We start from the raw sequence: 13,488 nt of genomic DNA on the forward strand, positions 1-13,488 counted from the left end.
AATGAAGCAATTAGTATATATATTAGTTTTTTTATTGACCACGTTTTGTGTTGCTCAAAACCAATCTACGTTTGAAAAGGCCAATGCCCTTTATAATGAAGGTAAATATGCTGAAGCCATTGATAATTATAAAGCTATTTTGAATAGCGGAGTACAGTCTGCCGATTTATATTTTAATATGGGCAATGCCCATTACAAGCTAAATAATATTGCACCCAGTATTTATTATTACGAAAAAGCTCTTCTATTGGCACCCAACGATGAAGACATTAAAAACAACATAGCTTTTGCCAAAAATATGACCATTGATGCAATAGATGTAGTTCCGGAAGCTGGTTTGCCGAAGCTTTTAAACAGTGCAGCAAATAGATTATCATTTGATGGCTGGGCAAAAACCGCCGTTGGACTGGTTTTTTGTTTTGTCATTTTATTTTTGGTCTACTATTTTTCATATTCAACCTTAAGCAAACGCATGGCTTTTATTGGAAGTTTACTGTCTTTAGGTTTGGTTTTTGTGACGGTAGCTTTCGCTTTTCACAGATATAATTTGGATAAACTGGATAATCCAGCTATTGTTTTTGCTCAAGAAAGTAAAGTTAGAAATACACCTAACCAACGTGGTGAAGAAGCTTTTAGGCTGCACGAAGGCACTAAAGTTCAGGTTGAGGAATCTTATAACAATTGGAAGAAGATTAAACTTTCAGACGGAAAAACAGGTTGGGTTGCATCGCAAGACATCAGGCTGTTAAACGATTTTTAATAAAAACTTAACGTTAAGAATTGTATATTTACGTTTTTAAAAATTGAATTTAATGCTGAAACAAATCGTTTCCATATTATTAACAACACTGTTTTTGCTATTTTTAATGGCACCAACAGTTATATCAATAATAGACGATTCTGTTGATGTTTCTGTTTTTTACACCACTTCAGAAGAAGAAGAAAAGGGTGGAAAAAAAACAGCTGAAAAGGAGCTGTTATACTGTAATTTGGAAGCATCAGACTTAGATTTTTCAATTTTAGAGGATGAGCACAATTTAGAATATTGTGCCAAAAAATATCCTAACCCACATTTAAAACTAACTTCACCTCCTCCTAGGTTACACATATTATAATTTAAGGTTTTAGGCTAGTTGATGGCCTATATCAGTTCTAATTTATTGACTTTTTGGTGTAATTGCCAAATCAAAACTTATTATAATATGTTTAAAACTATTAAAAAAGACTTACCAGCGAGTATAGTTGTATTTTTTGTTGCCTTGCCATTGTGTTTAGGTATAGCTCTTGCCAGTGGAGCACCATTATTTTCAGGATTAATAGCTGGTATTGTTGGAGGAATTGTTGTAGGAGCCTTAAGTGGTTCTAATATTGGTGTTAGTGGCCCCGCAGCAGGATTGGCTGCCATAGTATTAACCGCCATTGGAACTTTGGGAGGTTATCAAAATTTTCTTGTTGCCGTAGTGATTGGAGGGGTAATTCAATTAATTTTCGGGGTTTTAAAAGCTGGGGTAATTGGATATTATTTTCCTTCATCGGTCATTAAAGGAATGCTTACGGGCATTGGAATCATCATTATATTAAAACAAATCCCCCATTTTTTTGGCTATGATGCAGAGCCTGAAGGAGCAGATAGTTTTTTTGAAGCTTCCGGAGAAAATACATTTTCAGCTATTTTTCATGTATTTGAAAATATTACAGTCGGTTCTACAATAATAGGAGTGGTTGGATTAGCTATATTGATTTTATGGGATAGGGTCTTAACAAAAAAAGCCAAAATTTTTCAATTAATACAAGGCCCGCTGGTTGCCGTTATTTTAGGTATTATTTTTTACTCGGTAACACAATCAAATGAAGCATTGGCCATTTCACAGTCACATTTAGTAAGTGTACCTGTGCCTGAAGATGCAGCCTCCTTTATGGCGCAATTTAGTTTTCCAAATTTTGCTGTTATTACAAATACAGATGTTTGGATTGTAGCATTCACCATAGCTTTAGTGGCTAGTTTAGAAACTTTACTTTGTGTAGAAGCTACCGATAAATTAGATCCCCATAAAAACGTAACTCCAACCAACAGGGAGTTGTTGGCACAGGGTACAGGAAATATAATCTCTGGATTGATTGGAGGTTTGCCCATTACTCAAGTAATTGTTCGTAGTTCCGCTAATATTCAATCGGGTGGAGAATCAAAAATGTCTGCCATTATTCATGGTTTTTTCTTGTTGATTTCCGTTATTTTAATTCCTAGGTTATTGAACATGATTCCGCTATCTGTATTGGCTGCTATCTTGTTGGTTGTTGGGTACAAATTGGCAAAACCAAAATTATTTAAACAGATGTATGATTTAGGTTGGAAACAGTCTATCCCTTTTACGGTAACTGTTTTGGGCATTGTTTTTATCGATCTTCTCTATGGTATTGGTTTGGGCTTATTGGTTGGTATAGTTGTTATTCTGTTAAAAAGCTACCAAAACTCTCACTTCCTTCACATTGAAGACAAAAGCAATGGAAAACACAAAATAAAAATGTCTTTGGCAGAAGAAGTAACCTTTTTTAACAAAGGAGCGATTCTTAAAGAATTGGATAGTTTGCCAAGAGACACATATCTAGAAATTGACCTGTTAAAAACAAGATATTTAGATAATGACATTATTGAAATTCTCGAGGACTTTCTGTTTAAGGCGAAAGAAAGAAATATTGATATAAAGTTGACGTCTAAGCGTGGAATAGTAGAGAATCCAGAAAGTTTTGTTGAGTTCTTCAGAACAAGACCTCAGTCAAGTTTAAGTTTAAATTAGGTGTCATGAGAACAAATAAATATAAACTATTGGTGCTATCTGATTTGAAAAATTCGGTAGATTCCACCTTAAAAAGCACAGTTAGTCTCGCAAAAATTATTGGAGGAGAAATAACTTTTTTTCATGTAAAAAAAGCATCAGATGTTGTTGAAGATGAAAACCAACTTTCTGCAAAGCGAACAATAAACCAAAAACATTTTGCAACGAAAAGGAAAATTGAAAGTTTAATAAACCCAATAAAAGAAGCTTACGGAGTAAACATTACCACATCTTTTTCATATGGAAACGTTAAGTATGAAATAGAAAGTTATTTAAAAGAGAACAAGCCGGATATTATCGTTTTGGGAAAAAGAAAAGCTAGTCGTTTAGGTTTGATAGGCGATAACATCACCAGTTTTATCCTCAACAATTTTAATGGTGTTGTCATGATAGCTTCTAACAAAAAAGCGCTTGAGCCCAGTGAAGAAATTGGTTTAGGGATGTTAAATGCTTCAAACAAACAAATTGATTTCGAGTTTGCTAAAGATTTAATGGCTAACACCCAAAAACCTCTAAAGTCGTTCAAAATCATAAAAAAGGCTAGTGAAGAGATTAAAGGACAAAATCAACTTAATGAAAATAGTGTTGAGTATGTTTTTGAGCAGGCCGATAATAATATAAAGGTAATCGACAAATATTTGTTAAAAAATAATATTAATTTGCTTTGTATCGATAGGGCATCACACCAAAATAAAAACAAGTTAAGTGCTAAAAAATCAAATATTGAAGAGGTAATAGATAACCTTAATGTTTCATTTTTAGTAACCGGAAGTAAAAATTTAAATAGGAGATAATTTTATCAGCATTAACAGTAAACAATAACGCATGAAAGCACACACCAAAGAAACACAAGCAACAATGACCCCAGAGAAGTCATTGCAATTTTTAAAGGAAGGTAATGAACGATTTCAAAATAACTTAAAGGCCAATAGAAACCTACTGGAGCAGGTAAACGATACCAGCGAAGGGCAATTTCCTTTTGCCACAATTTTAAGTTGTATAGATTCAAGGGTTTCTGCAGAATTGGTTTTCGACCAAGGTTTGGGCGATATATTTAGCGTTCGTATTGCAGGAAATTTTGTTAACGAAGACATATTGGGAAGTATGGAATTTGCCTGCAAGTTGGCTGGCACAAAACTCATAGTTGTTTTGGGGCACACCAGTTGTGGTGCAGTAAAAGGGGCTTGCGACCACGCTAAAATGGGTAACTTAACCAAGTTAATTGAAAAAATTGACCCAGCAGTAAATGCTGTTAAAGAGCCTAAAGATGAAAACTTGAGAAATTCTAAAAACTTAGAATTTGTTGATAGTGTATCGAAAAAGAATGTGGAGTTGACCATAGAAAGGATACATAAAGAAAGTCCAATTTTAGCAGAAATGGAGAAAAATGGTGAAATCATGATTATTGGTGCCATGTACGACATCAACACAGGTGCGGTTACATTTTACGAATAGATTAGTGCTTTCAACGGGAATAAATTATATGAAAAAGAAAGCAAGTAGGGTGGCATTGGCTTTGTTGCTTATGCTACCTTTTTTTATTCATGCCCAAGACAGTAATTTCGGTAACTGGCTAATTTATATTGGTAATAAAAAAATAAACGCTAAGTGGAATGTTCACAACGAAGTCCAATATAGAAATTATAATGCTGTTGGCTATTTAGAGCAATTGTTGCTCAGAACGGGTTTGGGCTGCACATTCAACGAAGGAAAAAATAATGTACTTTTAGGCTACGGCTATATTCTATCTGAAAATTATATCGGAAATACCAACAACAAAATTTCAGTTAATGAGCACAGAATTTTTCAGCAGTTTACCTCAAAGCAAAATATTGGAAGTGTTAAATTAAATCACAGATACAGGTTTGAACAGCGTTTTGTGGCATCAGATTTTAAAATGAGGTTGCGCTACTTTTTAAGCCTAAATATTCCCTTCAAAGAAAGCGGCCCATTTTATTTTTCGGCCTACAACGAAATATTTTTAAACACTGAAAGTGCCATATTTGATAGAAACCGCTTATATGGTGGGTTGGGTTTTCAGGTTAATGAAAATCTTAAATTAGAGGCAGGCTATATGAATCAATTTTTCGAAACTTCGGGCAGAGATCAGTTCAATATCATTGCATTTGTTAATTTTTAAAAATTCTTAATTTAGTTGAAAAAGCAATACTTTTTAATGTAAGGCTTTTTTTTCGGGTCATTATGAATTAAATTTAGGATTCTTATTTAATTTCAAATAAACATTAACTGATGAAAAACCTCTTCTCAAACTTAAAAGGAGATGCATTTGGTGGTATTACGGCCGGAATTGTTGCATTGCCATTAGCCTTGGCTTTTGGGGTGTCTTCTGGTTTGGGCCCTACAGCGGGGCTTTATGGAGCTATTTTCATTAGTTTTTTTGCAGCACTTTTTGGGGGAACAGACACCCAAATTTCTGGACCAACAGCGCCCATGACAGCGGTGAGTATGGTGGTTATTGCGGGCATCATTGCGGTTAACGACGGAGATGTTTCAAAAGCGTTGCCTGTTATACTAACTGTTTTTTTATTGGCTGGATTGATGCAGATTGGTTTGGGAATTTTGGGGTTGGGTAAGTACATTCGGTATATCCCTTATCCCGTTGTTTCTGGTTTTATGACCGCTATTGGGGTGATTATTTTGTTGACGCAAATTTTACCATCTTTGGGCTACTACCCAAAAGAAGATGCGGCGTTTGTTGAAACCTTTAAGCCATTTGCTGAAGAAGCCATTTTAGAAAATATATTAGAGGAAGAAGCAGGTGAGGGCATTTTAGTACTTGAGGATTTTAAAGAAACCATAAGAAGAGCTAATGAAACCAACCAAGCAGATATTTTAAAAGAATCTAAAACCCTAGCGGCTAAGGAAGCCTCAGGTGCTTTGGGGGCCATAAAAGCTTTACCAAGAGCTTTGCAAAATATTAATTGGTTGGAATTGATTTTGGCATTAGCTACCATATTTATCATTTATGGATTTAAACGAATAACCAAAGCCGTGCCCAGCACACTGGTCGCATTGCTGGTGGTTTCTGGTGTGGCCGTTGGTTTTGGTCTGGATTACAGACCCATTGAAGAAATACCAAGCGGGTTACCAATACCTAATCTGGAAATTTTCACAAGTTTTAAGCTCAACAATGTGACGCCCTACATATTTACGGCTTTAACATTGGCATTGTTAGGGGCCATAGATTCCTTATTGACGAGTGTTGTGGCAGATAACATGACCAAAACAAAACATAAACCCAATAAAGAATTGGTTGGTCAAGGTATTGGAAACAGTATTGCTGCAGTTTTTGGCGGTATTCCAGGGGCAGGAGCAACTATTAGAACGGTTGTAAATATTACTTCAGGAGGAAAAACAAGATTGTCGGGTATGATAGCCGGGGTGCTTTTATTTGTTATTCTTTTGGGATTAGGGCCCATAGCCTCGAAAATTCCTGCAGCTGTATTGGCAGGTATTTTAATAACCGTTGGTATAGGCGTAATGGATTATAAAGGATTAAAGGCCATACCCAGCATGCCAAAGGATATAAAGGTTGGCCCATTAAAACTCAGTTCGGAGGTTTTAATTATGTTGGTTGTATTGTTTTTGTCCACATTTTGGAATTTGGTATACGCCGTTGGTATAGGCTTGGTTATTGCTTCTTTAATGTTCATGAAAAAAATAGGTGATTTAACCGCGGAGCGAAGTGATGTTAAACCGCTTAAAGAGGAAGCATGGAAAGACGAGCTAGGATTTCCAGATAATTTAAGGGAAGAAGTATTCATAAAACATATTAAAGGACCATTGTTTTTTGGTTCAACTAGCGATTTTCAACAGTTAACAGCACAAATTCCAGATTCGGCAAGTACAGTGGTCATCCGGTTGGGACGCATGCAATATATGGACCAATCGGGGCTTTATGCCATGGAAGACATGCTTCAAGATTTGAACAAAAAGAATATTGAAGTGCTTTTTGTTGGCCTGTTAAGCCAGCCTAAATACATGATGGAACGCATTGATATTATTCCAGATTTAATCCCAAGGGAACATATCTTTGAAAGTTTTAAGGAGTGCATGAAATGGATAAAAACCAATGTTAAAGACACCCATAAACCGTAAACTATGGATTTAAATAAAGTATTTGAGAACAACAAAGCTTGGATAAAAAGCAAACTTGAAGTTAGGGATGATTATTTTGAAAATTTGGGCAAAGGGCAAAACCCAGAGTTGCTTTACATAGGCTGTAGCGACAGCCGAGTAACAGCCGAAGAACTTATGGGAGCACAACCTGGTGAGGTGTTTGTACATCGTAACATTGCCAATATGGTCATAAGTATCGATTTGAATGTGATGTCTGTGGTTAATTATGCGGTAGACCACTTAAAAGTAAACCATATTGTTGTATGTGGACATTATGCCTGCGGCGGGGTAAAAGCAGCGATGCAATCGGCCGACTTGGGCATTTTAAACCCTTGGCTGCGTAACATTCGGGATGTGTATAGAATTCATAAAAAGGAACTTACTGCTATTGATGATGAGGAAAAAAAGTACGACCGACTTGTAGAATTAAATGTAAAAGAGCAGTGCGTAAACCTAATTAAAACAGCAGCGGTACAAAAAGCATACAGGGATAGAGGTTTAAAAGTACACGGTTGGGTGTTTGACGTACATACCGGAAAACTCATCGATTTAAAAATAGACTTCGAAAAGTATTTACACGATATTATGGAAATTTATCATTTGGATTGACATCTGAATTATAGTTTGCCTTAATTACAATTATGTATGGTTGTAGGCGGTTATTTCATTCTATTATTTTTGAAATTTCTATTTTCAGAAATTCATTTTCGGTTGGTTTTAAAACGCCATTTTTTCTATTAATCAAGTATTTGGTCGTAAAAATGCTGTCAGTCAATTCCATTATATCGGTTCTCTTGAGAATTAGTTGATTGTCAATTATTTCATAATCTCCTTGATATGTACAACTATAATCAGCATGGTGGTACGAAGCTCCGAATGAGCCATTTTTAAAAAGGACTAATGTTCCACTTTTAGGTGTTCCTTCTTTCTCTACAAATCCGACCATTGTTTTTTGAGTCCAAAACTTTTTATATGGCATTTCTACTAAAAAATACCACAAAACGCCGAAGAATAGAAAGAGTACTAATGGAATGAAATCAAATTTTTTCTTTCTTCTTTTAATTAGGATAAGATTTTGAATTGCTATAATAAGAACTATTATAAGTAGTAGTCCAAAAAGAACTAATGAATTCACGAAGTTTAGAAGGCCAGAGCAGTAATCTCCAATTGGGAGAAATTGATAAATCAAAATGACTCCAATTAAACTTACGATTCCATATTTGGGGATTTTTTTATTCAAAATTGTTTCCAACTCAATTAAAAAAAACTTTTCTATACTTCTCCCTCCAAATCAACATCACCCCCATCTTCATTTAGCGATAAGATATTCGGAAAAATAAGCGGCACCACAGATTTTACAGGTTTATAAAGCGCTGAGTCTTGCATGTTTTCCTCATCAATAAAGGTAATGGTGTTGTTCAGTTTATCGAAAATATTTAAAACCACGCTCAAAATCAGGGCAATTTTTAAAGCACCAAAAACACCTCCCAATAGTTTGTTGGGAATGCCAAGGGCGGCAAAGTCGGCTAATTTGGTCAGTGCTTTTCCAGCCAATGCAATGGCCAAAACAATAACTACAAAGGTTATGGCAAAAGCCGTAATATTTATGGTTTTTTCATTCCATTCGGTTTTGGTCTGTAAAAATTCAGAAGCAAAATTGCTAAAATGAATGGCTCCATAAACCCCTGTAACTAAAGCCGCCAAAGAGGCTACTTCGACAAAAAGGCCTTTCATAAAACCACGCACAAGCCCAAATAAAATTAAGCCGGCCAAAACAATATCTATTACGTTCATAATTCAGAATTTTGTCAAATATAAGCTAACTTTGCAACTTTTAACGCTTATAGGTTTATTACAAAAATGGCAAGAGACGAGCAACTAAAGGAACGCTGGGATTTGGTGGTTGAAAAACTGTCCAACAAATTTGCAGATGGGGCGCCCATAGATTTGGATGCCATTATTTATTTAATAGGCTTGCAGGAACTCGGGCAGTTAAACCGGAGTTTTAAAAAAGACCAAAAACTGGATTTAATGCACATTGCCATATGTAAATTGCTGGCGCCTTATGGCTATTACGAACTCGATTTTGTTGATGACGAAGGCTGGCCGCACTACAAAGTTTTGGAAGTTTTACCGCATTTAAAGGCGGGCGAGCAATCGGTTTTAATGAAGGAAGCCATTGTAAACTATTTTGTAGAAACCGATTATATTGATTGATTGTCATGCTGAACTTGTTTCAGCATCTAATAAAAAACCTTAAATTTGCCACCTATTTAAAGGATAACATGATAGATAAGATAAATGAACTCATAGCCGAAGCCGAAGATTTTAAAGCCCAATCAAAGGAGGAGATTGAAGCGTTCCGAATTAAATATTTAGGTTCCAAAGGGCTTTTAAAACAGTATTTCGCAGAGTTTAAAAATGTAGCAAACGACCAAAAAAAGGAATTTGGCCAAACTATAAACAAACTTAAAAAAATTGCAGAAGATAAGGTTGATGCCCTAAAGGAAGAACTTGAAAGCAAGGAAGAAATAAAAGGCGTTTATGGTGATTTATCTCGTCCGGGTGCGCCTGTGCAAATTGGTGCGCGCCATCCTATTTCCATTGTAAAAAATCAAATTATTGATATTTTTTCGCGTATTGGTTTTAATGTGAGTGAAGGTCCAGAGATAGAAGACGATTGGCACAACTTTACCGCATTGAACTTACCAGAATATCATCCAGCACGCGATATGCAGGATACATTTTTTATTCAAACCAATCCAGATATTTTGTTGCGCACGCACACCAGCTCGGTACAGGTGCGTTATATGGAAAACAATAAGCCGCCTATCAGGACCATTTCTCCTGGAAGGGTTTATAGAAATGAGGCTATTTCGGCACGTTCGCACTGTTTTTTCCATCAAGTTGAAGGACTTTACATTGATAGGGATGTCAGTTTTGCTGACTTAAAACAAACGCTTCAACATTTCACAACAGAAATGTTTGGAAAAAGCAAGATTCGTTTACGCCCAAGTTATTTCCCATTTACCGAACCAAGTGCTGAGGTGGATGTGTATTGGGGATTGGAAACAGAAATAGATTACCGAATTACAAAAGGTACCGGTTGGCTTGAAATTATGGGTTGCGGTATGGTAGACCCAAATGTTTTGGAAAATTGTGGCATCAACTCAAAAGAATATTCCGGGTTTGCTTTTGGTATGGGTATAGACCGTATTGCCATGCTGCTGCATCAAATAGGTGATATTCGTTTGTTAAGTGAAAACGATGTGCGCTTTTTGGAGCAGTTTAAGTCTGCTTTGTAGTCAATGAAAAAAGACATTGAAATTCCAAAAGTTGAAGACCTTTATGTTGCTGTTGTAAACGAATACAATGAAGTGTATAAAACCCAAGACTGGAATGCCTACATCATAAATGACAAAGATGTTGATTTAGAGATGGTGCTTATTGTTACCAGTGGCTATTCCGAAACCAAAAAAACAGCAACTTTCAGAAAGAAAATAGACGTTCTCCCTAAAAAAAGCTTTGCTAAAATTGAATTAATGGTTGAAGAATTGTTCGCATTGAACAACAGCTTTAAAGTGTCCTTTTTTGAAGGCAACCAAATGTTTGATAAAACCTACCTCTTTAGAAAAAACACCATAAACTTAAGGGCATTGCAGCCTGTTCCATTAATGGATGTAAAGGGCGTTTTGGTAAAGTAAGTGTTTTTAAATCTTAAACGTAATCACGGGGCGTTTGGCATGGTTAACCAAATCTTCACTGATGCTTCCGTTAAAAAAATGCGAAATACCTTGTCTGCCGTGTGTACTCATCCCAATTAAATCTGCACCAATGGATTCAGAAAAATGCATAATGCCTTTTTCAATGCTCATGTCGTTATAAATATTCAAGGTATGGTTTGAAGCTTTAAAGCTTTCAAGAAAATTTTGCATCCGTTGGTTAGCTTCTGATGATGTAATAAATTTATTGGGCGTGTTTACCATGAGTAAGTGCATTTTAGCACCCAGTTTATCGGCAAATTCCAAGGCTTTTTTAAATGTGGCTTTGCTTTCATCTTTAAAATCTGAGGCAAACACAAAATTGGCAATGTTAAATATTTTATGCTCCTTTTTTACCACCAATACAGGTGTTTCGGAAGTTCGTACCACTTTTTCGGTATTGCTGCCAATTAGTATTTCTCTCAAGCCATTTGCTCCGTTGGAACCCATAATAATCAGGTCAATTTTCTGTTTTTTACATAGCTGAAAAATACCTTTGAAAATTTCATGAAAATCAACAGATTCATGAACCTTCAAACCTTCTAGATAATCTTTGCTTTTTAGCTCCTCAAATTTTTTGTGCGCTAATTTCATGAAAAACATGGCCTCTGGCAAGCTACTGTGGGTGCCCATGGGGTCTACTTCCTGTAAAGGCATTTCAAGTATGTGCAGCAAGAAAATTTCGCAATCGTGTTTTTTGGCAATTTGTGCGGCTACTTTCAGGGCATTTTCGGCTTGGTCTGAAAAATCAGTGGGTACAAGTAATTTTTTCATCAGTTCACAGTTTAGTTAGTTTGTGTTTAAAAAATGATATTCATAAAAAAAGCGTAAAAAATTGTAAGCCCAGAAATATCAAGCTTTCACAAGCAAGCGGTATTTAAATTTATGAAATATTCCTTTAAAAATCAATAAAATGTTATATATTTGCACCGTTGAAAGGCGAAATTAAAGATTATGAGGGGACGAAAAGTCCCCTCTTTTTATACTAAAAAATGTTTAAAACCAAGGTTGCCGAATTACTGGATGCTGCGCTGATTGAAAGACCAGATTTGTTCCTTATTGATTTGTCCATTTCAGGCGATAGCCACATTAAGGTGATTATTGATGGCGACAATGGTATTTTGGTTGAAGACTGTATGTTTGTAAGCCGTGCCATTGAGCATAATTTGGACAGGGAAGAACAAGATTTTTCGTTGGAAGTTATGTCGTCCGGAGTAGCATCAGCGTTGGTGCACAAGCGACAGTATAAAAAGAACGTTAAAAGAACCTTGAAGGTTAAAACGGCTGAGGAAGAAATGGAAGGGGTTTTAACCAAAGCATCGGATGATGACATTACGTTAGAGTGGAAAGTTAGAGAGCCAAAACCTGTGGGCAAAGGCAAAGTAACCATAAAAAAGGAAGTTCATATTCCTTACGAAAATATTGTAGAAGCAAAAGTTATGATTAAATTTTAATTTTAAAGAGATATGGAAAATGTCGCGTTGATTGAATCTTTTTCAGAATTCAAAGACGATAAACTCATTGATAGAGTTACGTTAATGGCAATTTTAGAGGATGTTTTTAGAAGTGCCCTTAAGAAGAAATTTGGTGATGATGATAATTTTGACATTATTGTTAACCCAGATAAGGGTGACTTAGAGATATGGAGAAATAGAGTTGTTGTTGCCGATGGTGAGGTTGAAGACGAAAACCAAGAAATTTCATTGTCTGAAGCACGCAAAATTGAGCCAGATTTTGAAGTGGGAGAAGATGTGTCTGAAGAAGTAAAACTTATCAATTTGGGAAGACGTGCTATTTTGGCATTACGACAAAACCTGATTTCAAAAATCCATGAGCACGACAATACCATAATCTACAAACAATTTAAAGATTTAGTTGGCGAGATATATACTGCCGAGGTGCATCACATACGTCACAGAGCGGTTATTTTATTGGACGATGAAGGCAACGAAATTGTGCTTCCAAAAGACAAACAAATACCGTCAGATTTCTTTAGAAAAGGAGATAACGTACGTGGTGTTATTGACAGTGTTGAGCTTAAGGGAGCCAAACCAACCATTATAATGAGCAGAAGCTCCCCAGTATTTTTGGAAAAATTATTTGAACAAGAAATACCAGAAGTTTTTGATGGATTGATTACCATTAAAAATGTAGTGAGAATACCAGGTGAAAAAGCAAAAGTAGCCGTAGATTCTTATGACGACAGAATTGACCCAGTAGGCGCTTGCGTTGGTATGAAGGGGTCTAGAATTCACGGTATTGTTCGTGAGTTGGGCAATGAAAATATTGATGTGATTAATTACACCAACAACTTGCAATTATACATTACCAGAGCGTTAAGCCCTGCCCGTGTAACATCAATTAAAATTGATGAAGAAGCTAAACGTGCCGAGGTTATTTTAAAACCAGAAGAAGTAAGTAAGGCTATTGGTAGAGGTGGACACAACATCCGTTTGGCAGGTCAGCTAACTGGTTATGAAATCGATGTATTCAGGGAAGGTGCAGAAGAAGATGTTGAATTAAGAGAATTCTCTGATGAAATTGAAGGTTGGATCATTGAAGAGTTCAGCAAAGCTGGATTGGACACCGCAAAAAGTGTATTGGAGCAAGAGGTTGATGATTTGGTAAAAAGAACAGACTTAGAAGAAGAAACCATTTTAGATGTTATCAGGATTCTAAGAGAAGAATTTGAAGAATAGTAAATAATAATGCAGTTTTGCATTACTTTGTGCCTGAATTGGCACAAAATATAG

At 35.9% G+C, this 13,488-nt stretch carries 16 protein-coding genes; 13 read left to right on the forward strand and 3 right to left on the reverse strand.

The window, feature by feature from the left end:
- Window position 1 precedes the first annotated feature (1 nt).
- The 8 genes from ACB104_RS06890 to ACB104_RS06925 all read left to right on the forward strand — a co-directional run bounded on the left by ACB104_RS06890 (window position 2) and on the right by ACB104_RS06925 (window position 7,583).
- Window positions 2-760 carry an SH3 domain-containing protein gene (locus ACB104_RS06890; protein ID WP_370477548.1) on the forward strand — a complete coding sequence of 253 codons (759 nt, stop codon included), beginning with the start codon at window positions 2-4 and terminating at the stop codon, window positions 758-760.
- Window positions 761-812: 52 nt separating this feature from the next.
- The gene (locus tag ACB104_RS06895; RefSeq protein WP_370477549.1) at window positions 813-1,115 is read left to right on the forward strand and encodes a hypothetical protein; all 303 of its coding nucleotides are present in this window, start codon (window positions 813-815) and stop codon (window positions 1,113-1,115) included.
- Window positions 1,116-1,202: 87 nt separating this feature from the next.
- Complete coding sequence (locus ACB104_RS06900; protein WP_370477550.1) at window positions 1,203-2,795, forward strand: SulP family inorganic anion transporter; 1,593 nt, start codon at window positions 1,203-1,205, stop codon at window positions 2,793-2,795.
- A gap of 5 nt (window positions 2,796-2,800) precedes the next feature.
- Window positions 2,801-3,628 (forward strand): universal stress protein, encoded by an 828-nt coding sequence (locus ACB104_RS06905; RefSeq protein WP_370477551.1) that lies wholly within the window; start codon window positions 2,801-2,803, stop codon window positions 3,626-3,628.
- A 31-nt stretch (window positions 3,629-3,659) separates the two neighbouring features.
- Complete coding sequence (locus ACB104_RS06910) at window positions 3,660-4,289, forward strand: carbonic anhydrase family protein (RefSeq protein WP_370477552.1); 630 nt, start codon at window positions 3,660-3,662, stop codon at window positions 4,287-4,289.
- Between the two features lie 28 nt (window positions 4,290-4,317).
- Window positions 4,318-4,974, forward strand: a complete 657-nt coding sequence (locus tag ACB104_RS06915) for a DUF2490 domain-containing protein (protein WP_370477553.1) — start codon at window positions 4,318-4,320, stop codon at window positions 4,972-4,974.
- 110 nt (window positions 4,975-5,084) lie between these two features.
- Window positions 5,085-6,953 (forward strand): SulP family inorganic anion transporter, encoded by a 1,869-nt coding sequence (locus tag ACB104_RS06920; RefSeq protein ID WP_370477554.1) that lies wholly within the window; start codon window positions 5,085-5,087, stop codon window positions 6,951-6,953.
- Between the two features lie 3 nt (window positions 6,954-6,956).
- Complete coding sequence (locus ACB104_RS06925) at window positions 6,957-7,583, forward strand: carbonic anhydrase (protein ID WP_370477555.1); 627 nt, start codon at window positions 6,957-6,959, stop codon at window positions 7,581-7,583.
- Window positions 7,584-7,638: 55 nt separating this feature from the next.
- On the opposite strand, the gene ACB104_RS06930 is transcribed toward ACB104_RS06925, so the two are convergent.
- Entirely contained in the window at window positions 7,639-8,109 is a 471-nt protein-coding gene (locus ACB104_RS06930) for a hypothetical protein (protein WP_370477556.1), read from the reverse strand.
- Between the two features lie 137 nt (window positions 8,110-8,246).
- Window positions 8,247-8,768: a CvpA family protein gene (locus tag ACB104_RS06935; RefSeq protein WP_370477557.1), complete on the reverse strand. Its 522-nt coding sequence runs from the start codon at window positions 8,766-8,768 to the stop codon at window positions 8,247-8,249.
- A gap of 66 nt (window positions 8,769-8,834) precedes the next feature.
- Between ACB104_RS06935 and ACB104_RS06940 the strand changes: the two genes are divergently transcribed.
- The 3 genes from ACB104_RS06940 to ACB104_RS06950 all read left to right on the forward strand — a co-directional run bounded on the left by ACB104_RS06940 (window position 8,835) and on the right by ACB104_RS06950 (window position 10,678).
- Window positions 8,835-9,191 carry a hypothetical protein gene (locus tag ACB104_RS06940; protein ID WP_370477558.1) on the forward strand — a complete coding sequence of 119 codons (357 nt, stop codon included), beginning with the start codon at window positions 8,835-8,837 and terminating at the stop codon, window positions 9,189-9,191.
- 68 nt (window positions 9,192-9,259) lie between these two features.
- The gene (gene pheS, locus ACB104_RS06945; RefSeq protein WP_370477559.1) at window positions 9,260-10,279 is read left to right on the forward strand and encodes a phenylalanine--tRNA ligase subunit alpha; all 1,020 of its coding nucleotides are present in this window, start codon (window positions 9,260-9,262) and stop codon (window positions 10,277-10,279) included.
- Window positions 10,280-10,282: 3 nt separating this feature from the next.
- The gene (locus ACB104_RS06950) at window positions 10,283-10,678 is read left to right on the forward strand and encodes a hypothetical protein (RefSeq protein ID WP_370477560.1); all 396 of its coding nucleotides are present in this window, start codon (window positions 10,283-10,285) and stop codon (window positions 10,676-10,678) included.
- A gap of 6 nt (window positions 10,679-10,684) precedes the next feature.
- On the opposite strand, the gene ACB104_RS06955 is transcribed toward ACB104_RS06950, so the two are convergent.
- The gene (locus tag ACB104_RS06955; protein WP_370477561.1) at window positions 10,685-11,509 is read right to left on the reverse strand and encodes a universal stress protein; all 825 of its coding nucleotides are present in this window, start codon (window positions 11,507-11,509) and stop codon (window positions 10,685-10,687) included.
- A 218-nt stretch (window positions 11,510-11,727) separates the two neighbouring features.
- Here ACB104_RS06955 and rimP point away from each other — a divergent pair, with 218 nt between their 5' ends.
- Together rimP and nusA are read left to right on the forward strand one after the other, a co-directional pair.
- Window positions 11,728-12,189, forward strand: a complete 462-nt coding sequence (gene rimP / locus ACB104_RS06960; RefSeq protein ID WP_370477562.1) for a ribosome assembly cofactor RimP — start codon at window positions 11,728-11,730, stop codon at window positions 12,187-12,189.
- Between the two features lie 12 nt (window positions 12,190-12,201).
- Window positions 12,202-13,434, forward strand: coding sequence for a transcription termination factor NusA (nusA, locus tag ACB104_RS06965; protein WP_370477563.1), 1,233 nt, complete (start codon window positions 12,202-12,204; stop codon window positions 13,432-13,434).
- Window positions 13,435-13,488: the final 54 nt, after the last annotated feature.

The sequence above is a fragment of the Tamlana flava genome (assembly GCF_041287255.1).
Lineage (GTDB): Bacteria > Bacteroidota > Bacteroidia > Flavobacteriales > Flavobacteriaceae > Tamlana > Tamlana flava.

What these genes read in the sequence shown, in the direction of transcription:
- ACB104_RS06890 (WP_370477548.1), top strand. Translation starts at nt 2, where the DNA reads ATGAAGCAATTAGTATATATATTAGTTTTTTTATTGACCACGTTTTGT.
- ACB104_RS06895 (WP_370477549.1), top strand. Translation starts at nt 813, where the DNA reads ATGCTGAAACAAATCGTTTCCATATTATTAACAACACTGTTTTTGCTA.
- ACB104_RS06900 (WP_370477550.1), top strand. Translation starts at nt 1,203, where the DNA reads ATGTTTAAAACTATTAAAAAAGACTTACCAGCGAGTATAGTTGTATTT.
- ACB104_RS06905 (WP_370477551.1), top strand. Translation starts at nt 2,801, where the DNA reads ATGAGAACAAATAAATATAAACTATTGGTGCTATCTGATTTGAAAAAT.
- ACB104_RS06910 (WP_370477552.1), top strand. Translation starts at nt 3,660, where the DNA reads ATGAAAGCACACACCAAAGAAACACAAGCAACAATGACCCCAGAGAAG.
- ACB104_RS06915 (WP_370477553.1), top strand. Translation starts at nt 4,318, where the DNA reads ATGAAAAAGAAAGCAAGTAGGGTGGCATTGGCTTTGTTGCTTATGCTA.
- ACB104_RS06920 (WP_370477554.1), top strand. Translation starts at nt 5,085, where the DNA reads ATGAAAAACCTCTTCTCAAACTTAAAAGGAGATGCATTTGGTGGTATT.
- ACB104_RS06925 (WP_370477555.1), top strand. Translation starts at nt 6,957, where the DNA reads ATGGATTTAAATAAAGTATTTGAGAACAACAAAGCTTGGATAAAAAGC.
- ACB104_RS06935 (WP_370477557.1), bottom strand. Translation starts at nt 8,768, where the DNA reads ATGAACGTAATAGATATTGTTTTGGCCGGCTTAATTTTATTTGGGCTT.
- ACB104_RS06940 (WP_370477558.1), top strand. Translation starts at nt 8,835, where the DNA reads ATGGCAAGAGACGAGCAACTAAAGGAACGCTGGGATTTGGTGGTTGAA.
- pheS (WP_370477559.1), top strand. Translation starts at nt 9,260, where the DNA reads ATGATAGATAAGATAAATGAACTCATAGCCGAAGCCGAAGATTTTAAA.
- ACB104_RS06950 (WP_370477560.1), top strand. Translation starts at nt 10,283, where the DNA reads ATGAAAAAAGACATTGAAATTCCAAAAGTTGAAGACCTTTATGTTGCT.
- ACB104_RS06955 (WP_370477561.1), bottom strand. Translation starts at nt 11,509, where the DNA reads ATGAAAAAATTACTTGTACCCACTGATTTTTCAGACCAAGCCGAAAAT.
- rimP (WP_370477562.1), top strand. Translation starts at nt 11,728, where the DNA reads ATGTTTAAAACCAAGGTTGCCGAATTACTGGATGCTGCGCTGATTGAA.
- nusA (WP_370477563.1), top strand. Translation starts at nt 12,202, where the DNA reads ATGGAAAATGTCGCGTTGATTGAATCTTTTTCAGAATTCAAAGACGAT.